Source organism: Kitasatospora sp. NPDC088264, assembly GCF_040685715.1.
In the GTDB taxonomy this organism is placed as follows: domain Bacteria; phylum Actinomycetota; class Actinomycetes; order Streptomycetales; family Streptomycetaceae; genus Kitasatospora.
The window spans coordinates 18929-41895 of the sequence record NZ_JBFBIR010000036.1 but is presented as its reverse complement, the minus strand read 5'-3'; the positions used below and the strand labels follow the sequence as shown (position 1 = coordinate 41895).

The following is a 22967-nucleotide window of genomic DNA, read 5'->3' as shown; positions in this document are numbered from 1 at the left end:
CCGCCCCGCCTGGAGGGTCGCGCGCATTCCCACCACGCGTCCTGGAATTCCACTCCGCCAGCCCCGTACCACCGCCGCCGCCCATCGGCCCGGCCCGCCGGGTCGAGGCCGGCGAGGTCGGTGTCGCGCTCGGCCCGACGAGCTCCCCGCCTCGCCGGCTCGGGGGAGGCTCAGTCGACGCAGAACTCGTTGCCCTCGATGTCCTGCATCACGATGCACGAATCGTGGCCGTCGTAGAGCAGTTGCACGCGTACCGCGCCGAGCGCGACCAGCCGGGTGCACTCGGCTTCGAGCGTGGCGAGGCGCTCTTCGCCCACGAGCCCGGTGCCGACCCGCACGTCGAGGTGCACCCGGTTCTTGACGACCTTGCCTTCGGGAACGCGCTGGAAGAACAGTCGCGGGCCCTCGCCTGAGGGGTCGCTGCAGGCGGACCACGAACCCCGGTCCTCAGCAGGCTGGGAGCGGTCGTACTCGTCCCAGGTGGCGAACCCCTTCGGCGGCGGCGATTCGTACCCCAGCACCTCGCACCAGAAGCGGGCGACGCGCTGGGGTTCCGCGCAGTCGAAGGTGACTTGGAACTTCTTGATCAATGACATAAGCGCACCATAACAGGGGTGCTGTCGCTCATCTCCGGCCCAGGAGCCGCACGTTGGCGCTCCCGAAACGGCAGGGGCGCGGGTCCTCCAGGAGAACCGGGAGCCACGCAGCCGCGGGAGTGCTAGCCGAACGACGTGGTGACGGTGTGGTGGAGCCGGGCGATCTCGTCCTCCCAGTCGGGGACCGCGCGGGCGGGGACCAGGATGACGTGTTCGACGCCGACGTCCGCGAACTCGGCCAGGCGCTCGCGCAACGCCCGGTCGCCGCCGACGGCATAGACATCGCGGCTGGTGCAGCCCTGTTTGTGGGCCGAGACCTCGGCGTCCAGCTCGCGCCGGAGTTCGGGGGTGTCGATGGCGGGCGGCACGTAGACGAGCTGCACCGCGCGGGTGATGTGCTCGGTGCGGCCGAGGTGCTGCCGCTCCTCGTCGAGGACCTTCAGGCGCCGGCGGTACTCGGCAGGGGTGATGAACGCGGGGACCCAGCCGTCCGCGAGGGCGGCGACGCGCCGTACGGTCCCCTCCCTGCCTCCGCCCAGCCACACGGGCGGCACCCCGGTCGGGCCGCTGCCGCTGGATTCCCCGGCGGACTCCCCGACGAGGCGGCGCAGGCGGCGCAGGATGTCCTCCAGGGCGGCGGCCGCTTCGGCGGGGTCCCGGATGAGGGCCTCGCGGGGGCCTCCGATGCCGAGCTGGGCGACGAACCGGCCGTTGGACCGCCGGTACAGGTCGGTCAGTTCGCGGACCACGGCGGAGGGTTCCAGGCCGGCGGCGACCAGGACGTGCGGACCGAATACCAGGGCGGATGTCCGGTGGGCCACTTCCCGTGCCAGCTCAAGCGGCGGGGGCATGTCGTCCCCGTTGTTGTTGTAGAACCAGAACGAATCGAATCCGTGCTGCTCCACCGCGTCGAGCAATTTCCACAAGTGGTCCCGCGTCACGTCATGACGCAACGAGGTACCGAAACAGAAGCCGAATTGCAGACCCATGAGACCTCCCTGTCGAGATATTGCCTGCGGGGCACGGCCGCCTGCCAGGCGGGCGGTCGATGAATTGGCGGGAGCCATATGAATACCGACTTCAGGTCCGCGATCCACAGGATTTTCCACTCCTGTCGAACCCTTTCGAACCCTGTCGAAATAAGGGGTCTCCGCTCACCGTGCGCAGCCGACGAAGCAGATCAGATACACCTTCGCCTGGAACGTACCACAGGGGTCAAGCCTTCGAGAAGTGCGCCAATCCAGGCCCGAAGCTCATTTACCGAGCCATATAACATCCTTTAACCAATCTTCGCAAGGTCCACAGGTTTCACTCAAACCAACGGTGTGATTCGCCCCAAAGTGCGCTCTTGCGCCGCCCCCGAGGCGGCAGGGGCGTCGGCGGAAGCACTGGATCCGGTGTCGGGAGAGGCGGGCATAGCCCTATGTCCAGAAAGTCGCCTTCCCTGCACCTTCGAGAATGAGACATTCCGTTTGCTCGTTCTTGAAAAACTCCCAGGGTACATACAGACTCGTTTCGTGAACGGACCCCGGCGTGCCGGAGGTCCGACCCGGGGCACCGATCCCCGAGGGCGCCGACCGCACCTTCACGTACGCGCCCCTGGTTCCCCTCTCAATTCGCCGTCGCCGGCATCCGCCCGCTCACGGGCGAACTCTTCGAGTTTGCAGAGCCCCATGCCCGGATGGCCGCACAGCTTCATTCTTCCTCTCGACACCCCGCGCTCGGACCACCGGCCGAGTGCCGCCAGCACGTACGGAAGGGGCAACCGAAGTGAACAGGAGCGACCTGGTTTCGGATTCGGGTCCGGCGCCGGATGCCGAATTCGCGTTCCCGCTCTCGGCCCCGGAGTTCGGTATCTGGCTCACCTGTCGGGACCAGCCGGAGTCCTTCAACATCCACCGCGTCTGGGAACTGCGCGGGCAGCTCGACGAGCAGGCCCTGAAGGGCGCCGTCGAGGAGACCGTCGCCCGGCACCCCGTGTTCGCCCGCCGGCTCGTCGACGAGGACGGCGTGCCCTCCTGGGTTCCCGGCGTGCCGCAGCCGCGATGGACCGCGATGGACACGGCCACGACGGTCGACGCCACGCCCTGGGCGCCCGTCGGACGCCACCGGTTCGACCTGAGACGAGACTGCCCCGTCCGCGTCGACCTGTTCCGGCACCGACCGGACCACCATGTGCTCTCCCTCCTGGTGCACCACATCGCGTGCGACGGGGCGTCGCTGGAGAACGTGCTGGCGGACATCGGTGCCGCGTACAACGCGCGCACCGGCGGCGGGCCCCCCTTCACACCGTCACCGGCACCGCCCGCGGTGTCCGACCCGCCCGCGCCGGCGGAGCCCTCCCGCTTCTGGCCCCTCGAACTGGCGGACGCCCAGTGGCCGGAGGCCCTGCCGCGCACCCCGGGCCCCCGGACGGCCGAAGCCGACGTCCTGGTGCTCCCGCTGCCCCCGGACGAGGCCGACGCGGTGCGCGCGGCGGCCCGCCGCCTGCGCGTCACCCCGTACCTCATGGGACTCGCCGCCCTCTACGCGGCGTTCGCCACGCAGGGCAACGCCCCCGACGTCATGGTCGCCACACCGTTCGCCTCCCGGACACCGGCCACCGTGTCGCTGGTCGGCTGCTTCGCGCGGATGGTCCCGCTGCGCCAGCGGTGGCCCTCGGGAGCCTCCGGCACCGAGCTCTGCGACGGTGTGCGGCGGACCGTCGCCGAGGCGCTGTCCCACGCGCACGAGCCGATCCACGAGAGCGCGGACCTCTTCGACGCCGCGGCGCCCGGACTCACCGTCAGTTTCCAGCTGCGGGACCCCCTTCCGGGGCCGGCACTCGGCGGGCTCACCGTCCGTGCGATGGAAGCGGCGTGGGCGGCGGGCACCGTACCCGGGGCGGAAGCGGTGCGTGAGCCGGCGGCACCCGTCGCAGGTGCACCGGAGGCGCCCGGAGCGACTGAAGCGACTGAAACCCCCGGAGCCCCTGAAGCCCTCGAAGCTCCCGGAGCCGCTCCCCCGGCCGGGCACCCCGGCGGGACGAACGGCCTCACTCGTTTCGACCTCGAATTCGACCTGTGCTTACGGGCGGACGACGCCTCGGTGACGGTGACGCGCCGGGTGCGCGGCGGCACGACCCACGCGGCCGCCGCCGAACTGCTCGCCGTCTACCGCCGGGTCCTGCTCGCCCTCGCCCGCGACCCGGGGGCACCGCTGCCCCGCTCGACGAGCGCGGCGACGCCGTCCCTGATCGTCGCGCCGGCCGATCCGTCGGCGCACGCACAGCCCCTCATGGACCGGTTCGACGCCTGGGTGCGCACACAGCCCCGGCGGCCGGCGGTGCGGTGCGGCGACGACCTCCTCACCTTCGCCGGCCTGGACCGCGAGGTCGCCCGGCTCGCCGCCGCCCTGCGCCGCCACGGCGCGGGCCCGGGCACCGCGGTGGGCGTCCTGCGCGAGCGGGGCGTCGCCCTGGTCGCCTCCGTGCTGGCGGCGTGGCGGGTGCGGGCCCACGTCGTCGCCCTCGACCCCTCCCAGCCCGACTCCCGTCTCGCCTACGTCGTGGCGGACACCGGCACCCGTCTCGTGCTGTGCGACCCCGCGTCACGCCACCGGCTCGACGCCTCGCTCACGATCGTCGACGAGGACGCGCACGCCGGGGCCCCGGACGCGGAGAACGCGCACACCGAGGCCCCGGACGCCGAGAACGCGCACGCCGAAGACGCCCGCCCCCACGATCTGGCGTACGTCCTGCACACCTCGGGCACCACCGGCCGCCCCAAGGGCGTCATGGTCGAGCACCGAGGTCTCGCCGTCCTCGTCGACGCGCAGCCGGCGGGAGCCGGGGCCGCCCGGGTCGGCGTCACCGCCGCCGTCTCCTTCGACGTCTTCTTCCAGCAGCTCCTCTACCTCTTCCGGGGCAGCTGCCTGGTGGTGGCCGACCAGGCCACGTACCGCGATCCGCAGGCGCTGGTGCAGTGGGTCGAGCGCAACGACGTGCGCCTGCTCAGCACCTCGCCGTCGATGTTCGCCGCCATGCGCCCCTTCGGCGTGGAGGAGATGTTCCAACGCACGGGCCTGGAGCTGGACTTCGGGGGCGAGGCGGTCGACGCCACGACCTGGCGCAGGCTGCGCGAGCTGGGTGTCAGGGGATCCAACGGCTACGGTCCGACCGAGGTCACGATCCAGACCACGTGGTGCGGTTTCGACGAGTACGGGACCCCCAGCATCGGCCGGCCCCTCGACGGCACCTCGGCCTACGTCCTGGGCCCCGACCTCCGCCCCGTGCCGGTCGGTTCCCGCGGCGAGCTGTACCTCGCGGGGCCGCTGGTCACCCGCGGCTACCTCAACGCCCCCGCGCTCACGGCCGAGCGCTACCTCCCGGACCCCTTCGCCCCGGCACCCGGCGCCCGGATGTACCGCACGGGGGACCGCGTCACCCTCGGTGCCGACGGACACCTGATCTACCACGGCCGGACCGACCACCAACTGAAGGTGCGCGGCCAGCGGGTCGACCCGTACGAGGTGGAGGAGGTGCTGCGCGGCACGCCGGGCGTCCAGGACGCCCACGTGGCACGCCAGGGTCCGATCGGGACGGCGGGGCTCCTCGCCTGGGTCACCCCCCGCCGCCCCGGGCCGGTTCCGGTGCCGGGGGAGCTGCGCAGCCTCGCGGCCCGGCGGCTGGCGCCCGCCGCGGTGCCCGCGCACATCGAGGTCGTCGACGCGTTCCCGCTCACGCTCAGCGGAAAGGTCGACGAGCGCGCCCTGCCCGTGCCCGTGCCCGTGCAGCCGCCGGACGGCGGCGCGGACCCCGCCGTCCGGCTCTGGGCGCTGACGCTCGGCCGCCCGCCCGCCTCGAACGGGGACAACTTCTTCTCCTGCGGCGGGAGTTCACTGGACGCGGCCCGGCTCGTCGCCGAGGTCAACCAGGAGTGCGGGGTGCGCGTCGACCTCGCCTCGTTCTTCGGCGACCCGACACCGGAAGGGTTGCGGCACCTGATCGCGCGGGCCGCGCCCGCCGGCGGCGAGGGCCCGTCCACGGCTGCGCCCGCCGGCCTGTCGGCCGCCCAGCGGCGGCTGTGGCTGCTGCACCGGGCGGAGCCGGACAGCCATGAGTTCACCGTGTACTGGGCGCTGCGGCTGAGCGGTCCGCTGGATCCCGGGCGCCTGGAGACGGCCTGGCACGACGTGCTCACCGCCCACCCCGAGACGCGGCTACGGGTCATCGACGACGACGTGGCCCCCGGGCGCGGGCAGTGGCCCCTCACGGCGTTCACCGTGAGCGTGCGGGACGTGCCCGGGCACGCCCTGGCGGAGCACCTGCGGCGCGTGGCCCACCGGCCCTTCGACCTGTTCGAGGAGCCCTTGGTCGAGCTGCGGGTGCTCAGGACCGGCCCCGGGGACCACGTGCTGGTCTTCGTCGGCCACCACCTCGTGCTCGACCGCCGCTCCACGGAGCTGATCACCGAGCAGCTGCTGAGCCGGCTGGCCGACGGCCCGGCGCTCCCGCCCGCCCCGGCGGGCGCCGTCCCCGGGCCGTCGCCCGCCGAGGCCGAACGGCTGCGCCGGTTCTGGGCCGAGGAGCTCTCCGGCGTCTCCGCCCACTCGCCGGTCGCCCTCGGCGGGCCCCGGCCGGGCCCGCACCGGCGCACCGCGGCGACGGTCGGCGTCCCGCTGGACGCGGCGCAGTGGCAGCGCGTGGCCGAGGCGGCGCGTACGCATCGCACCACTGCCCTCGTCCTCGTCCTGTCGGCGTTCGCGGTGACGGCCGACCGGTACGGCGCGGCGGGCGACGTCCTGGTCGGTACCACCATGGACGTCCGACCGCCCGGCTTCAGCGAGGCCGTCGGCCTCTTCGTCAACCCCGTCCCGGTACGGCTGCGCCCCCGCCCCGGCGGCACCGCCGGCGAGGCGGTCGCCCAGGCGCACGCGGCCCTCCTGCGGGCGCACGCACACCGCGCGCACCCCTTCGACGAACTCGTCAGGGAGCTCGGTCTGCGGGCCGGTCCGGGGCAGGCCCCCCTGTTCCAGGTGCTGGTCGACCATGAGCAGCCGGCCACGGCGACGGCCGCGCCGCCCGGCGTCCGCGCCCGCCCGGTGGAGATCCCGGCGGCCATCGCGAAGTACGACGTCGAGATCCTGCTCCGGGAGACCGCTGACGGCGCCCGGCTGGACGTGCTCCACCGCACCGACCGGTGGACGACGGACCAGGCCTGGCAGCTGGCCGAGCGGATCCGCGGGGCGCTGCTCGCGCTGGCGGCCGAGCCCTCCGCACCGGCCGCGCTCCCCGTGGCGCTGGACCCGGGGCGCCTCCCCCTGGAGTGGGGGCGGGGCCCGGAGCCGTTCGCGCCGGTGGTCCCGGTGAGCGAGCTCATCGCCCGGATCGCCCGGGAGGCACCGGAGCGGACCGCCGTGGTCGCCGGGGGCGAGCAGCTCACGTACGGGCGGCTGCGGGCCGACGCCCTGGACCTCGCCGCCCGGCTGACGGCCCGGGGCGCGGGCCGGGGCGCCCGGGTGGCGGTGCTGACCGAGCGGTCCGCGGGCCAGATGACCGCGCTGCTCGGTGTGCACTTCGCCGGTGCCGCGTACGTCCCGCTCGATCCCCGGCACCCCGACTCCCGCATGACGGCGTGCCTGGCCGACTGCGGGGCCTGCGCCGTCGTCGCCGACGCGGCCATGGCCGGGCGGGCGGCGTCCTTCGGGCTGCCGCTGGTCCCGCTGGTCCCCGTGGTCCCCCTGCGCCCGACGCCCGAGCCGGGGGCCGACCGGAGTGCCGCGCCGACGGCCGGGCCGGCGGCCGACCGGAGTGCCGAGCCCGCCGTCCCCCTCCCGCCCGGACCGCACGACCCCGCGTACGTCATCTACACCTCCGGGACGACCGGGCGGCCCAAGGGCGTGGTGATCGAGCACGGCACGCTGGCCGCCTCCACGGCCGCCCGCCGCACCGTCTATCCGGGGCGGCCGGTCTTCCTGCTGCTCTCGCCCGCGGCGTTCGACTCGGCCGCGGCCGGGATCTGGGGAACGCTGTCGGCCGGTGGCCGCCTGGTCGTCGCGAGCGACGACGAGGTCCGCGACCCCGAGGCCCTGGTCACCCTGATCGCCCGGCACCAGGTCACCCGGCTGCTGTGCGTGCCCTCGCTCCACGCCCTGCTGCTCACCGCCGCCGACCGGGCCGGCCCCGACGCGGTGCGGAGCCTGCGCGAGGTCGTCACGGCCGGGGAGCCGCTCCCGGACGAGCTGCTGCGGCGCCACTTCGCCGTCCTGCCCGGGGTGGCGCTGGTCAACGAGTACGGGCCCACCGAGGCCACCGTCTGGGCGAGCTACCGCCGTTACCACGGGCCGGAGGCCGTGGACATCGGCGGCCCGGTGCCGGGGTACCGCCTCTACGTCCTGGACCACGCCCTGCGCCCCGTCCCCCCGGGGGTCGACGGCGAACTGTACGTCGGCGGCGCGGGGGTGGGCCGGGGGTACGTCGGCCGGCCCGCCGAGACGGCCGGCGCCTTCCTGCCCGACCCGTTCAGCGGCGAGCCGGGGGCCCGGATGTACCGCACGGGCGACCGGGTGCGGTGGCAGGGGCCGGAGGCGCTCGCCTTCGTCGGCCGGCTGGACCACCAGATCAAGGTCCGTGGCCACCGGGTGCAGCCCGCCGAGGTGGAGGCGGCGCTGCGCGGCGCCGAGGGCGTCCGGGAGGCGGCCGTGGTCGCCGACGGCGGCGCGCGCCTCGTCGGCTTCGTCACCGGCGGCGGGCGGCCGGAGGCCATCCGGCGCGAAGTCGCCGAGCTGCTGCCGGAGTTCATGGTCCCCGCCGTGGTCCACGCGCTGGAGCGGCTGCCCGTCACCCCCAACGGCAAGGTCGACCGGCGGGCCCTGGAGCAGGAGGCGGCCCGGCGCCGGGCCTCGGCGCTCGCCCGGCCCGCCGGGGACGTGTCGCCCGGGCACGCGGCGGTCACCGCGGCGTGGCGGGAGGTCCTGGGCGTCGTCGAGGTTCCCGGCGACGTCAACTTCTTCGACCTCGGGGGGCATTCGCTGCTGGTGCCGGCGCTCCAGGAGGCGCTGCACCGGCACACCGGCGTCCGGCTGCCGATCCTCGACCTCTTCCGCCACAGCACCGTCGCCGACCTCGCGGCCCGACTGGCCCGCGCGAAAACGGACCCGCCGCCCGCCCCCGGGACGGAACCAACGCCCTCAGCCGGGTCGTCCCGTCGCCGACGCGGCGACGCGGCCCGTACGCTCCGCGACCGCCGTGCCCAGGAGGCCGACCGATGAACCGCGACCGTTCCCTCGACATCGCCGTCACCGGCATGACGGGGCGCTTCCCCGGCGCGGCCGATGTGGCACAGCTGTGGCAGGCCCTGCGCGACGGGCGGGTGCTGACCCGGCGCCTGAGCCGGGAGGAGCTGTCGGCCCGCGGCGTCCCCGCGTCCCTCGCCGACGATCCGGCCTACGTCCCCGTCCACGGGTCGCTCGACGATCCCGACCGCTTCGACCACGCGTTCTTCGGCGTCAGCCCCCGCGAGGCCGGGCTGACGGACCCGCAGCACCGCCTGCTGCTGGAGTGCGCCTGGGCCGCCCTGGAGGACGCCGGCCACAGCGTCACGGCCGGCGACGGTCTGCGGACGGCGGTGTACGCGGCCGCCAGCGGCAGCGGTCACCTGCGGGCGCTCCTGGCCTCCGGCTCGCTGGCGCCCCCGGAGTTCGAGGAGGCGCTCCTCGTCAACGAACGCGATTTCCTCGCGACGCGCATCGCCTACAAACTGGGGCTGACCGGGCCCGCGCTCACCGTCCTCACGGCCTGCTCCTCCTCGCTCGTCGCGGCCCACCTGGCCGTCCAGGCGCTGAACAACGGGGAGTGCGACCAGGCCCTGGTGCTCGCCGCGTCGGCCAACGCCCCCCAGGCGGGGCACCTGCCCATGGCCGGCGGAGTGATGTCGCTCAGCGGGCACTGCCGCCCCTTCGACGCCTCGGCGGACGGCACCCTCGGCGGCTCGGGGGCGCTGGGCGTCGTGCTGCGCCGCTACGAGGACGTGGCGGACGGCCCGCTCCCCCTGCACGGAGTGCTGCTGGGCTCCGCCGTCAACAACGACGGCACCGCCAAGGCGGGCTTCCTCGCGCCGTCGGCGGCGGGCCAGGAGCAGGCGATCCGCGCCGCGCTCGCCGCCGCCGACGTCGACGCCGCGTCCGTCGGCTACCTGGAGAGCCACGGCACCGGCACCCGCGTCGGCGACCCCATCGAGTGGTCCGCCGCCTCCTCGGTGTACCGATCGCTGGGTGCCGCTCCCGGCAGCATCCCGGTCGGCGCGCTCAAGGCGACCATCGGCCACCTCGACGCCGCCGCCGGACTCGCCGGGCTGGTGAAGGCGCTGCTGGTGCTCCGGCACGGGTACGTGCCCGCGATTCCCGGGCTGAGCCGGGCCAATTCGCTGCTGGAGCGGGAGGACTCGCCGCTGTCCCTGCCCACCGAGGCCGGGCCGTGGCGGGGCCCGCAGCCGCGCCGGGCCGCGGTGAGCTCGTTCGGCGTGGGCGGGACCAACGTGCACATGGTGGTGGAGCAGCCTCCGGAGCCGGCCGCCGCGCCGCCCGCCCCGCCGTCCGGGCGGGAACGGCTGGTGGTGCTCTCCGCGAAGGACCCGCGGGCCCTCACCCGCATGCGGGAGCGGCTCGCCGCGCACCTGGAGGACGCCGAAGCCGCCCCCTCGCTGGAGGACGTCGGCCGGACCCTCACCCGGCGGGCGGAACTCCCCTACCGCTCCTCGGCGGTGGGCGCGAGCGTGGCCGAGGTCGTGGCGGCGCTGCGGGCCCCGGCCGAGGCGACACCGGAGCCCGCGGCGCACCCCGCCCCGGCGCTGCTGCTCTTCCCGGGGCAGGGGACGCAGTTCCCCGGCATGGCGGCGCCCTTCGCCGCCGCCCTGCCCCCGTTCGCCGACGCGCTGGACGCCTGCCTGGCCGCCTTCTCCCCCGGGCTCGCCCGCGAGGTGGACGAGGCGCTGCACGACGCCGCCTTCCCCGCCGAACGCCTCGCCCGGACGGCGCTCGCCCAGCCCGCGCTCTTCGCCGTCGAGTACGCCGCCGGGACGGCTCTGCTCGCCCTGGGCCTGGTCCCCTGCGCGCTGCTCGGGCACAGCCTGGGGGAGATCACGGCGGCGACCCTGGCCGGCGCGCTCGCCCTCGACGCCGCGGCCCCTCTCGTGGCACGCCGGGCCCTGCTGATGCAGGACTGCGCCCCGGGCGCGATGGTCTCGCTGGCCTGCGGCGAGGCCGAGGCCCGGGCCCTGCTGGCCGAGACCGGTGCCGAGCTGAGCATCGCGGCGGTCAACGCCGCCACCAGCACCGTGCTCGCCGGGTCCCCCGGGGCGGTGGCGGCCTTCCGGGAGCGGATCGGCGGCCGGTACGCGGCCAAGGTGCTGCGGTCGTCCCGTGCCTTCCACTCCCCGCTGATCGAACCGGCGGCCGACGCGCTGCGGGGCACACCGGCGGCCGATGAGGTGCGCCCCGCCGCCCTGGCGTGGATCGAGAACACGGAGGGGCAGCTGCTGCCCGAGGGCTCGCTCACCGACCCCGGCCACTTCGCCCGGGCCGCCCGCCGGCCGGTGCGCTTCGCGGACGCGCTGGCGACGGCCCGGGCGAAGTTCCCCGACGCCGTCGCGGTCGAGGTCGGGCCCGGCCGGGTGCTGAGCGGCTTCGCGGAAGCCGCCGGGCTGCCCGCGATCCCGCTGCTGGGCTCCTCGCCGCCGGCCCCCGCCGCGCCGTCGCACGCCCCGGCCGCTGCCACCGCCCGCCCGGTGCTGGCGGCGATCGGCCGGCTGTGGTGCTCCGGCCTCCCCCTGGACCTCTCCCCGCTCCAGGCCCCGGGGCGCTCCGTCCCCCTGCCGACCTATCCGTTCCACGGCCCGCGCCACCCGGTGCCGGCCGCCCCGGCGCCCGGAGCACCGCCAGGACCACCGCCCGGACCACCCGTCACCGACGCGGCCGATCCCGTCGCGGACACCCCCGTCGCGATCCTCCGCGCCCTGTGGGCCGAACAGCTGGGGGTGACCGACGTGCCCGACACGGCCGACTTCTTCCAGCTGGGCGGTGACTCGCTCACCGTGGCCCGGCTGGCGCGCGGGATGAGCCGCCGGTTCGGCGTCGACGTCCCCGTCGGCGAGCTGCTGCGGGCCCGGTCCATCGGGCTCCAGTACGCGCTGGTGGAGCGGTTGATCGCCCAGCAGATCCTCGACGAGGCCGGGGAGGAGCTCGGATGACCGCCTCACCCCTCGACCGGCTCACCCCCGGGCAGCGCGCCGAACTGGCCGCCCGGCTCCAGGGGCGCAGCCCCGCGGCCGCGTCTCCGGCGGCTGCCGCACCGTCATCGGCGGATTCGGAACCGGCGCTCCCGCCCCGCCCGGAGGCCGCGGCCGGCAGCCACCCCCTCTCCGTCACCCAGTACCGGATGTGGCTCGCCGAGCAGGCGTCCCCCGCCGCGTCGGCGGCCTACACCGTGCCCCTGGCCCTCCAGCTCGCGGGCCCGCTCGACATCGACCGGCTCCGCGCGTGCCTGGACGCCCTCGCCGGGCGCCATCTGGCCCTGCGCACCCGTTTCGGCCAGGAGAACGGGGTGCCCCGGCAGCGCTTCGACCTGCCCGCCCGCATCCCGCTGGAGGTGCGGCAGCTGCCCTCGGGAGCGCCGGAGCGGGACCGAGCCCTCGACGCCGAGGCGGCGCGCCCGTTCCGCCTGGACCGGCCCCCGTACGTCCGTGCCGTCCTGCTGGCCCAGGGGCCGCAGCAGCACACCCTCCTCCTGACCTTCCACCACGCCGTCTGCGACGGATGGTCGTTGGGGGTGCTGATCGACGACCTGCTGGACGCGTACGCCGCCGGGGGCGGCCCCGGTTCCGCCCGTCCCGCGCCGGCCGCCCAGCACCTCGACTACGTCCACTGGGAGCAGTCGCCGGACGGGCGGGCCGCGCTGGCCGCCCACGCCGCCCACTGGGCCCGCTCCAGCGGCAGCGCCGACGACGGGGCCGAACTCCCCTTCGCCGTCGACCCGACCGCCACGCAGCAGGCCGCCACGGAGCAGGCCACCGCGGAACAGGCCGCCACACGGCAGACCGCCTCGCAGCAGACCGCCCGGATGCCGCACGCCGAGCTGGCGCTGCCCCCGGACCTCACCCGGCAGGTCCACGCGTTCGCCCGGCGGTACGCCTGCACGGCGCACGCGGTGTGGCTCGCCGCGTTCGCGGCCACCTGGAGCGCGGTCACCGGCGCCCGGACGGCCTCCGTGAGCGTTCCCACCGCCAACCGGGCGGCGGAGCGCTACGACCTCACCGTGGGCGCCTTCGTCTCCGCGATGCCCCTCGCCCTGCCCCTGCCCCCCGCGCTGGGCTTCGCCGCGCTGGCCCGGCGGACCGGCGAGCAGCTCCTGACCGGTTCCCGACACCCGACCCTCCCCCTGACCTCCGACGACACCGCCGTGCCCGTACCCGCCGCCGCCTTCGTCCTGACCCACGAGGACAACCGGCCGCGCCCGGCCGGCCCCCTCACGGTCACCCCCCTGCCGGTGCGCGTCCAGGGCGACCAGGGCGCGCTGACCGTGCAGCTCACGGAACACGCCGACACCGCCGCCGTCCGGCTGACCGGCTCCCCGCAGCACTACACCGACGCGGCCCTCGCCCGGCTCGGGCGGGCCTACCGACGCTGCCTCGCCTCCGTGCTCGCCGCCCCCGACGCGCCGCTGGCCGCGCTGGACGCACGCGACCCGGCCGAGCGCGAGACCATCGCGGCCGCCTCCACGGCGCCGCCCGCGGCCGGGGCCCGCCTGCCCTACGACGCCTTCGCGGACTGGGCGCGGCGCACCCCCGAGGCCTTCGCCGTCTGGGACGCCGCCGGCGGTCACCTCACCTACCGGGCGCTGCACGAGCGCACCGAGCGCGCGGCGGCCCACCTCGCCCTGGCCGGGGTCGGCCCCGGCTCGGCGGTGGCCCTGGACGTACCGGCGGGCGCCGACTACCCGGCGCTGGCCCTGGCGGTCTGGCGGCTCGGCGGCTGGATCATCGCGCTGCGCCCCGACGACCCCGTGGAACGCCGCCGCGCCCTGCTACGCAGCGCCCGGGCGGACTTCCTCGTCCGCACGGCCGACGCCCCCGGGCACGATGCCGACGGGGACCATGCCGACGAAGACCGTGCCGACGAAGACCGTGCCGACGGCGGCGCGCCGGGGAGGGTGCTCCGGACGATCCGGCTCCCCCGAGGGGGCGCGCGCGAGCTCCCGGCCACCGGGGCGGCGGTGCCGCCCGTGGCCCGCACGGGCCCGCAGGACCTGGCCTACGCGGTGTTCACCTCCGGCACGACCGGTACGCCCAAGTGCGTCCCGGTGCCGCTGGGGGCGCTGGCCAACGAGCTCGCCTGGCGCCGCGAGGCGATCGGCCTCGCCGCCCCCGACCGGGTGCTCCAGACCATTCCCCTGGTCTTCGACCCGTCGCTGTGGCAGTGCTTCGGACCGCTGGTCGCCGGGGCCGGCGTGGTCTTCCCCGGCGTCGACCTCGGGGCGCATCCGGCCGCCCTGGTGGAGGCCGCCCTGGAGCACTCCGCGACCGTGGTCGACGTCGTCCCGTCCCTGCTCGCGGCCCTGGACGACGAGGACCTGCGCCGGCTGCCGGCCCGGGTCGTCTTCTGCGGCGGGGAGGCGCTGCCCTCGGCGCAGGCCGACCGCTACCTGCGCGTGGGCCGCGGTGAACTGCGCAACCAGTACGGGCCGTCCGAGACCTGCATCGACGCCACGTCGTACCGGTGCGCGGCGGGGGCCGAGGGCGGCACCGCCCCCGTCGGCCACCCCATCTCCGGCGTGCGCCTGCACATCCTCGACGGCGCGCTGCGTCCGGTGCCCATCGGGGTCACCGGCGAGCTGTACATCGGCGGCACCGGGGTGGCGCGCGGCTACCGGGGCCGTCCGGCCGAGACGGCGGCCCGGTTCCTGCCCGACCCGGCCGGTCCCCCGGGCTCGCGGATGTACCGCACCGGGGACCGGGTGCGGTGGAACGCCGACGGGAGCGTGCAGTTCGTCGGCCGCAGCGACAACCAGGTCAAGGTGCGCGGCCACCGGGTGGAGCTGGAGGAGGTCGACCGGCACGTCGTGGACGCGCCGGGGGTGCGGGAGGCGGCCACCGTCGTCGTCGGGGAACGCGTCAGCCGCCTGGTGGGCTTCGTCACCGGCGAGCCCGCCCCGGACCCGGCGGCGGTGCGCGCCCATCTGGCCCGTACCCTCCCGCCGTACATGGTGCCCGGCGAGATCCGGGTGCTCCCTCGGCTGCCGGTGACCGCCAATGGCAAGGCGGACCGCCGCGCGCTGCTGGCGATGGTGCGCTCCGCGCGCACGGCGGCGGGCCCCGCCGCCGCCCACGACCGGGTGGCCGCCGCCGTGGTGGAGGCGTTCGCGGCGGCGCTCGACCGGCCGTCGGCCACCCTGGACGACCATCTCTACGACCTCGGCGGGGCGTCGCTGGGGGCGGCCCGGATCGCCTCCGCGCTGAGTCGCCGCCTCGGGGCGGAGGTCCCCGTGCGCACCGTCCTGACGCATCCGCTGGCCGCCGAACTCGCCACCGAGGTCAGGACGTTGCTCGCAGCAGCAGCAGCACCGCCGCCTCCCGCCGACGCCGGAGCCGGCGCTTCCCAGACACCCGAACAGCTCCTGGTGGCCCAGCAGGAGCGGGCCCTCGGACACCCCGCTCCCCCGATTCCGCTGCTGCTCGGGCTCGACGCCCCCGTGGATCCGCGGGACGTGGAGCGGGCGGTCCGCGCACTGGTCGCCCGGCACGAGGCCCTGCGGCCGGCGGCCCCGCAGGCCGTGCCCGGGACGACGGAGGCGACACCGGGGGCCGCCGGAACGGGACAGCACGACGCGTGGCAGCCCTGCCCCGTGGCCCCGCTGCCGGACCAGCCCGCCCAGGTCCACTGGGACACCGCACTGATCGAGCGGCCACTGCCCGCAGGATCACCGGGGCTGGAGGTCGTCCTGCTGACCGGAGAGGGCGGCACCGTCCGACACCTGCTGCTGAGGCTGGCCCGCCACCGGGGCGACGGCGCCTCCGTGGGCATCCTCGCCGACGAGCTCCTCGCCCTGCTCGCCGGACGCGACCTGCCCCGGCCGGCCCCGCGCTACAGCGACTACGCCAGCGCCAGGGCCTCCCGCCGCACGGCCCGGCGCGCCGAACTGGAACAGTACTGGCGCACCAGCCTGGGCCCGGTCCCCCCGGACCCGTTCGCCGAGCGCCGCACCGGCCCGAGGACCTTCCGCAACCACGGGGTGCGGAAGGTCCTCCCCGCCGACGCGTACGCGCGCCTCCAGCGGGCGGGCCGGACGGCGGGCACGACCACCACGGCCGCCTTCCTCGACCTGCTCGGCCGGATCGTCTCCCGGATGTCGGGCGGCACGTCCACGGTGATCGGCATGCCGGTCTCCCACCGCTCGGCGGCCACCGAGGAAACGCTCGTCGGCCGCGCCGTCGACCTGCTGCCGGTGGTGCTCGGCGCCACCGGGGCCGGCCACGCCCACCGGGCGCTGCTGTCGGCCCTGGACCACGCCGACCTGCCGCTGCTGCACATCGCCGAGCTCGCCGATCCGGTCGACCCCGCGCTCCGGCCGCCGGTCTGCGCGGCCGGGCTGGTCGTCCACGGGCAGGAGGAGAACCCGGCCGTGGTGCCGGACGACCCGCCCCACGACACCGTGCCCGAGCACTGGGCGGACCTCGACCTCGTCCTCCACGTGCAACCGGCCCGCTCGGGAGGGTGTTCGGTGCTCCTGACCGGAGCCGTCTGCCTCTTCCCGCAGGCCGAGCTGCGCGAGCACCTCGCCCGGGCCCTGGCGGAGCTCGAACCCGACCAGGGCTGAGGCCCGGCCCCGCCACAGCCCTACGCACCCCAGCCCTACCCGCCCCAGCCGTATCCCCCGCGCGGTGCGCCCGTCGCGCCCGCGTCCCAACCGCCCGCTCTCCGACACATCCGACACAAGGGGAAAAGTCATGGACGAAGAGCAGAAGTACCTGTTCGACCTGCGCGGCTACCTGGTCCTGGAGGACATCCTCTCCGCGCAGGAACTCGCCGCCGTCAACGCCGCCCTCGACGGCCACGGCCTGTGGGACGGCGAGAACAAGCTCGACTACCCGCTGCTCAAGCGGTACAACCCGTTCATCGCCAACGCCGGCCCCCTCCACACCACCCCGCGCCCGGTGCGCGACCTGATCAGCCACGAGAAGGTGCTGCCGCACCTGGAGGAGGTGCTCGGCCCCGACCTGCGCTACGACGAGGGGCAGGTGCTCTACGCCCGCAAGGGCGCCGGAGCGCTGATCCTGCACAACGGGAACACCCCGTGGGAGTACCCCCCGCTGACCTACCAGGTCCGCGACGGCCGGATCTACGGCGGACACCTGATCGTCGCGTTCTGCCTCACCGACGCCCTCGCCGACCAGGGCGGCTTCGCGGTGGTCCCCGGCAGCCACAAGTCGGCCTTCGAGATCCCGGAGGACTTCCAGACCTGGCAGAAGGTCGGCGACTGGGTCTCCCGCGTCCCGGTCAGGGCCGGCTCGGTGGTCCTCTTCGCGGACACCGCCACCCACGGCAGCTGGCCCTGGGCCGCCGACTTCGAACGCCGGGTCGTCTTCTGCCGCTACACCGCGGGCATGGTGCAGCACACCGCTCCCGCGCCCGTGCCCGAGGACCTCCCGGGCGAGGAGTGGACCCCGGTCGAACGCCGGCTGCTCCGCCCGCCGTTCGCCTGGCACTTCCACGACCGGGGCAGGGGCTACACGGAGCAGCAGCGCACCTCGGTGCGCACCGCCGAGGGCTGGACGATGAACGACCACTCCCAGCAGATCATCACGCTCGCGGAAGACGCGGAGAAGTCCGCCGAGGGGCGGGGCTAGCCATGGCGAGCATCACCGTGAGTTCGGTCGGCTACGAGGAGTTCGACCAGGAGCTCGGCAGCGACCCCCTGGGGCTGATGACGCGGCTGCGCGACGAGGGGACGGTCAGCGCCGTCCCGCTGGACGACGGCACCCGGCTGATCGTCGCGGCGGAGCCCGCCGTCGCCGCCGCGGCCCTCGCCCACGGCACCCGCAACCACCGCGGGCTGCTGCGCGAACTGGTGGGCAGCGGACTGTTCGTGGTCGCCTCCGGGGAGCAGTGGCGCCATCGCCGCGCCCTGCTGCGCCCGATGTTCTCGGCCCGGGCCGTGGCGGAGTTGCACACCCTGGTGCTGGAGAGCGCGGAGGACTTCGTGCGCCGTCGGCTGCTGCCCGCGGCGGGCCGCGAGTTCGACCTCGGACACACCCTCCAGCAGCTGAGCATCGAGATCATCCTCCGGCTCGTGGACCCGGAGCTGACCGGCGCCGAACTGGCGTCCCTGGCCTCGACGGTGGACACGGCCGTCCACTACCTGGACCGGCGGCTGTTCGCCCCGCAGACCGTCACCGACGCGGACGGCGAGGCGTTCGCGCGGGACAGGGCGGTGCTGGAGGAGTTCATCGCGCACCGGGCGGCCCAGGTACCCGCTGCGGCCACGGCCGACGGGGTCCTGCCGTCGCTCGTCGCCGCCCTGCACCAGCGGGGGGACACGCTCGGCGACCGTCCCGAGGACGTGCTGCGCGAGGAACTGATGTCGATCTTCGTGGCCGGCGTGGAGACCATGGGCACCCTGCTCACCTGGACCTTCCACAACCTGGCCGGCTCGCCCCCGGCCCTGGCCCGCACCCTCGACGAGGTCCGCTCCACCGACCTCGGCGCCCTGCGCGCCGCGCCGTCGATCCCCCAGGGGACCTTGCCGTACACCCTGGCGGTGGTCGAGGAATCCCTGCGGCTGCACCCGCCCGCGTGGGCGCTCTTCCGCCGCATCGACACCCCCGTCGAAGCGGCCGGCGTACGGCTGGAGCCCGGCGACCTCGTCCTGGCCAGCACCTACGCCATCCACCGCGCCCCGGCCCTGTGGGAGGCACCCGAGGAGTTCCGCCCGGATCGCTTCCTGGGCCGGCGCCCGCCCGTCCAGCAGTACTTCCCCTTCGGGGCGGGCCCCCACCAGTGCCTGGGGCGGCAGTTCTCGCTGCTGGAGGCCCAGCTGGCCACGGCGACGATCCTCGCGCACGGCCGGTTCACCCTGCTGGGCGACCGGGCCGCGACCGGGCTCCGACCGGCCATCGCCCTGACGCCGGACCCCAGCCCGCGCGCCGTGTTCACCCCGCACCCCGACACCGCCAACGGCACCGGCACCATCGGCCTCAGCAACACCCGCAAGCACCCCTCGGGGGCACGATGACGACCGCGCCGCACGCCCGGATCGAGCAGTGCTTCACCGCCGTCGCCGAGGCGTTCCCCGAGCGCGTGGCGTTGGCCGACCGGTACGGCGAGATCCGCTACGGGGAGCTCCTGACGCGGGCGCGCACCGCGGCGGCGTCGCTGCGGGCGAAGGGCGTCGACTCCGGTACCGCCGTGCTGATCGTCGGGCACGGTGACCGCCGGACCGTCCTCGCCATGCTGGCCGTCCTGATGGCGGGCGGCTGCTACGTGCCGGTGGACCCCCGGTACCCGGCTGACCGCGTCCGGCTCATGGCCGGCACGGCCCGGGCGGCCCTGGCCCTGCACGCCGGCGACGGCGGTGACAGCGCCGACAGCGCCGACAGCGCCGACAGCCCGACCGTGGCGGACCTGGGCATCCCCGTGCACGACATCGCCTCCCTCCTCGCGGAGCGGACCACCACGGCGGTGCCGTCCTCACCGGCCGGCCCCGACGACCTGGCCTACGTCATGTTCACCTCCGGCACCACGGGAGCCCCCAAGGCCGTGGGCGTCACCCACCGGGGGGTCACCGGGCTGGCGCTCGGGGCGGAGTCCCTGCGGCTGGGCCCCGGCGACGGTGTGCTCCTGCACTCCACCCTCGCCTTCGACGCGTCCACGTTCGAGATCTGGTCCCCGCTGCTGGCCGGGGCCCGGATCACGGCCGCGGACCGACACCCCCTCGCACTCCACGAACTGGCCGCCCTGCTGGCCCGGCCGCAGATCACCACGGCCTGGCTGACGGCCCCGCTCTTCCGCCTCATGGCCACCCACCACGGTCCGGCGCTGGGCACCCTGCGCACCCTCGTCACCGGCGGTGACACCGTCCCGGCCCGCACCGCGCGCTCCTTCACCGCCGCCCACCCCGCCACCCGGCTGGTCAACGGCTACGGCCCGACCGAGAACACCACCTTCAGCACCCTGGGGGACGCCTCCGCGTGGGACCGCGAGCACTCCGCCGCGTTCCCGATCGGCACCGCCGTCGCGGGAACGACGTGCCACGTCCTCGACGAACGGCTGCGCCCCGTCGCCCCGGGCGCGGTGGGCGAGCTCTACCTCGGCGGCCCCCGGCTCGCCCGCGGCTACCTGCACGCCCCCGCCGCGACCGCCGCGCGGTTCGTGCCCGACCCCTTCTCCGCGCGGCCCGGTGCCCGCATGTACCGCACCGGTGACCGCGTACGGCACCTCCCCGACGGCGCCCTGGACTTCCTCGGGCGCGCCGACGACGAGGTGAAGGTCAGGGGCTTCCGCACCGATCCGGCGGAGGCGGCGGCGGTCCTCGCCGCCGACCCCGCCGTCGACGACGCCGTGGTCATCGCCGGTACCGGTCCCGACGGTGCCGTCCTGACCGCCTTCCTCACGCCGGCGTCCGTCGACACCGACGCGGTGCGCCGGGGCGCGTGGCAGCGGGCGCCGCGCCATCTGGTGGCCGAGCGGATCATCGCGGTCGACGCCCTTCCGCTGGGGCCCACCGGAAAGGTGGACCGCGCCGCCCTCGCCCGTCTCGCGGACGCCCGGACGCACGACGCGGACGACGCGGACGACGCGAATCCTCGGACGCACGACGCGGACGCCCGGACGCACGACACCGCCGCCCCGGGCCACCCCGCACTCGCCGCGGCCTGGGAGTCCCAGACGGGGCACCACCCGCTGCCCGACTCCGACTTCTTCGCCGACGGCGGCACCTCCCTGGGGCTGATGCGCCTGGTCGAACAGGTGCGCACCCAGCTCGGACCGACCCTCGACTTCGCCCAGCTCTACGCCGCTCCCACGTACGCCGATCTGTGCCGGCTGACCGCCCCGAGCGCCACCCCGGCACCCCCCGGCGACCGAGCCCAGGAGACCGTCGCATGACGCAGGTGATGCAGGAACAGGACAATGATCTGGCCAGAATGGACGGCCTGTGGATCCGGGTGATCGAACCCCAGTCACCCGCCCGGCACGCCCGGGACTTCGCCCAGGTCCACACCTGGCTGCGCCAGTACATCAGCCGGCCCCACGACGAGATCGGCCGCACCGGGCCGGTCTGCCCCTTCATCCCACCCGCCCTCAGCGGCAAGGACGCCCAGTTCAGCTTCCGCTACGACGTCACCGGGAAGGACGAGCAGCAGCTGCGCGAGGCCCTGGAGGCGGAGATGTCCACGTTCGCCCTCGGCACGGAGCGCAGCCGTACGCACACCGGAGCCTCCCTCGACTGCCGCATCGTGGTGCTGCCGGCCACCGGGCCGGAGGGCTGGCGGGTCCTCGACGAGGCGTACGAAGACCTGAAGAACAACGCGGTCGCCCACGGGCTGATGGTCGGCCAGTTCCACCCGCACTGCGACGAACGGGCCGTGCGCAACCCGCTCTTCCCCGTCTCCGTGGCCCCTGTCGGCCTGTTCGCGATCCGCCGGATGGCGCCCCACGATGTGCTCTTCTTGTACAAGCACCGCGCCTGGTTCAGGATTTACGATCAGAACTTCCGCGCCCACTACGAACGGGGCCGCGTACGCGACCCGCTCCTGCGCGAGTTGTACGTGACCGCTGTGGAACGTCACGGCCTGCCCGAGCTCGCCCCGAAGGCAAAGGAGAACGACGCGCCGTGACCGAGGACCAGTACCGCATCGTCGTCAACCACGAGGAGCAGTACTCGATCTGGCCCACCTACCACGACGTCCCCCAGGGGTGGCGGACGGTGGGCGAGCCGGCGTCCCGCGAGGACTGCCTGCGCAGGATCGAGGAGGAGTGGGACGACATGACCCCGAAGTCCGCCCGGCGCGAGGCGGCCCCCGCCGCACCGGCCCCCGCGGGCCCGGCCGGCTCCCCGAGGTTCCCGTGACCGACACGCTTCCCACGGTCGCCGTCGTCTACGGCAGGGGGTCGGCGGGGCCGGCCGAGATCCTCGGCGCCGCCCGCGGCCTGTGCGACGTGGTCTTCGTCTGCGACCCGGCCGTACCGGGCGTGGCGCCGCTGCTCGCGGGGATGCGCCGGCGGGCGCGGGTCTGCGAGATCAGCGGACACGACACCCCCGCCGCCGAACTGCTGCGCGAGCACGGCCCCGCGGGCATCGTCACCTTCAGCGAGTACTGCCTCGCCGGCACCGCGCGGCTGGCCCAGGCCCTCGGCCTGCCCTACCACCGGCCGGACACCGTCCGGCTGCTCACCGACAAGGCCGACCAGCGCGCGGCGTTCGCGGCGGCGGGGGTCGACCACACCCCGAGCGTCGTGGTGCGCTCCGCCGCCGAGGTCGACACCGCCGTGGCCCGCCTGGGCTACCCCGTGGTGCTCAAACCCCGTACCGGGGCGGGCAGTCAGGACACCGTACGGCTGGCGGACCCCGAGCAGCAGCGGCGCGCCCTGGCCGACGTCGGCCTCGCCCCCGGGCCCGGTGACGGGCCGGCGGGCCCGGGCGGCGGCCCGCGCGACTTCGTCGTGGAGAAGTACCTGCCCGGGGACCCCGCGGTGGCCGGACCGGGCTGGGGGGACTACGTCTCCGTCGAGGCCGTCGTGCAGCACGCGGAGGTCACGACCCTCTGCGTCACCGGCAAGTTCGCCCTGGCGGACCCGCTGCGGGAGACCGGACTGTTCCTGCCCGCCACCCTCACGCCCGCCGTGGAGAAGGACGTCGCCGAGCTCGCCGCGGCCGCGGTCCGGGCCCTCGGCGTGACGACCGGGGTGACCCACACGGAGGTGAAGCTCACCCCGGACGGCCCCCGCGTCATCGAGGTCAACGGACGCGTCGGCGGGCGCGCCGTGGGCCTGCTGGACCGGGCGCTGGGCATCGATCTTCTGGCCCTCGCCTTCGAGTTGGCCCTGGAGCGCGGCGTCGAGCCCGTCACGGCCCCCCGGCCGGCGGCGGTGACCTTCGAGTACTTCATCGTGCCACCGCGCACGGTCGGCACCGTCCGGGCGATCGACGGCGCCGACGCCGTACGGGCCCTCCCCGGCGTCGGCGAGGTCGACGTGGCGACGGCCCCTGGGCAGCCCGTCGACTGGCGCCACCCCGCACAGCGCCTGGCGTTCGTCCGGGGCGCCGTCGCCACCCATGACGAACTGCTCCGGCTCGTCACGTCCGTCCATGACAGATTCCACCTGGAGTTCGCACCCCAGTGA

General features: G+C 75.4%; 11 protein-coding genes. 9 read left to right on the top strand and 2 right to left on the bottom strand.

Annotated elements, in window-relative coordinates:
* Window positions 1-170 precede the first annotated feature (170 nt).
* Window positions 171-596 (bottom strand): VOC family protein, encoded by a 426-nt coding sequence (locus AB0O82_RS25045; RefSeq protein WP_363586189.1) that lies wholly within the window; start codon window positions 594-596, stop codon window positions 171-173.
* 122 nt (window positions 597-718) lie between these two features.
* A complete protein-coding gene (locus AB0O82_RS25040) occupies window positions 719-1585 on the bottom strand; it encodes an LLM class flavin-dependent oxidoreductase (protein ID WP_363586188.1) in 867 nt (288 codons plus the stop codon).
* Between the two features lie 781 nt (window positions 1586-2366).
* On the opposite strand from AB0O82_RS25040, the gene AB0O82_RS25035 reads away from it, so the two are divergent.
* From AB0O82_RS25035 to AB0O82_RS24995, 9 genes are all read left to right on the top strand, one after another.
* Entirely contained in the window at window positions 2367-8846 is a 6480-nt protein-coding gene (locus AB0O82_RS25035) for an amino acid adenylation domain-containing protein (RefSeq protein WP_363586187.1), read from the top strand.
* Entirely contained in the window at window positions 8843-11821 is a 2979-nt protein-coding gene (locus AB0O82_RS25030; protein ID WP_363586186.1) for a beta-ketoacyl synthase N-terminal-like domain-containing protein, read from the top strand. Before AB0O82_RS25035 ends, AB0O82_RS25030 begins: the two co-directional genes overlap by 4 nt.
* On the top strand, window positions 11818-16443 hold the full coding sequence (locus tag AB0O82_RS25025) for an amino acid adenylation domain-containing protein (protein ID WP_363586185.1): 4626 nt from the start codon (window positions 11818-11820) through the stop codon (window positions 16441-16443). Before AB0O82_RS25030 ends, AB0O82_RS25025 begins: the two co-directional genes overlap by 4 nt.
* A gap of 130 nt (window positions 16444-16573) precedes the next feature.
* On the top strand, window positions 16574-17473 hold the full coding sequence (locus AB0O82_RS25020; RefSeq protein ID WP_363586184.1) for a phytanoyl-CoA dioxygenase family protein: 900 nt from the start codon (window positions 16574-16576) through the stop codon (window positions 17471-17473).
* A 2-nt stretch (window positions 17474-17475) separates the two neighbouring features.
* Window positions 17476-18858 carry a cytochrome P450 gene (locus AB0O82_RS25015; RefSeq protein ID WP_363586183.1) on the top strand — a complete coding sequence of 461 codons (1383 nt, stop codon included), beginning with the start codon at window positions 17476-17478 and terminating at the stop codon, window positions 18856-18858.
* Window positions 18855-20729 carry a non-ribosomal peptide synthetase gene (locus AB0O82_RS25010; RefSeq protein ID WP_363586182.1) on the top strand — a complete coding sequence of 625 codons (1875 nt, stop codon included), beginning with the start codon at window positions 18855-18857 and terminating at the stop codon, window positions 20727-20729. Before AB0O82_RS25015 ends, AB0O82_RS25010 begins: the two co-directional genes overlap by 4 nt.
* On the top strand, window positions 20726-21460 hold the full coding sequence (locus tag AB0O82_RS25005) for a DUF6875 domain-containing protein (protein ID WP_363586181.1): 735 nt from the start codon (window positions 20726-20728) through the stop codon (window positions 21458-21460). The genes AB0O82_RS25010 and AB0O82_RS25005 overlap by 4 nt, the downstream gene beginning before the upstream one ends.
* Complete coding sequence (locus AB0O82_RS25000) at window positions 21457-21693, top strand: MbtH family protein (protein ID WP_363586180.1); 237 nt, start codon at window positions 21457-21459, stop codon at window positions 21691-21693. Before AB0O82_RS25005 ends, AB0O82_RS25000 begins: the two co-directional genes overlap by 4 nt.
* A complete protein-coding gene (locus AB0O82_RS24995) occupies window positions 21690-22967 on the top strand; it encodes an ATP-grasp domain-containing protein (RefSeq protein WP_363586179.1) in 1278 nt (425 codons plus the stop codon). The genes AB0O82_RS25000 and AB0O82_RS24995 overlap by 4 nt, the downstream gene beginning before the upstream one ends.

Coding starts and splice junctions, on each gene's coding strand:
- AB0O82_RS25045 (WP_363586189.1), bottom strand. CDS start 596: ATGTCATTGATCAAGAAGTTCCAAGTCACCTTCGACTGCGCGGAACCC.
- AB0O82_RS25040 (WP_363586188.1), bottom strand. CDS start 1,585: ATGGGTCTGCAATTCGGCTTCTGTTTCGGTACCTCGTTGCGTCATGAC.
- AB0O82_RS25030 (WP_363586186.1), top strand. CDS start 8,843: ATGAACCGCGACCGTTCCCTCGACATCGCCGTCACCGGCATGACGGGG.
- AB0O82_RS25025 (WP_363586185.1), top strand. CDS start 11,818: ATGACCGCCTCACCCCTCGACCGGCTCACCCCCGGGCAGCGCGCCGAA.
- AB0O82_RS25020 (WP_363586184.1), top strand. CDS start 16,574: ATGGACGAAGAGCAGAAGTACCTGTTCGACCTGCGCGGCTACCTGGTC.
- AB0O82_RS25015 (WP_363586183.1), top strand. CDS start 17,476: ATGGCGAGCATCACCGTGAGTTCGGTCGGCTACGAGGAGTTCGACCAG.
- AB0O82_RS25010 (WP_363586182.1), top strand. CDS start 18,855: ATGACGACCGCGCCGCACGCCCGGATCGAGCAGTGCTTCACCGCCGTC.
- AB0O82_RS25005 (WP_363586181.1), top strand. CDS start 20,726: ATGACGCAGGTGATGCAGGAACAGGACAATGATCTGGCCAGAATGGAC.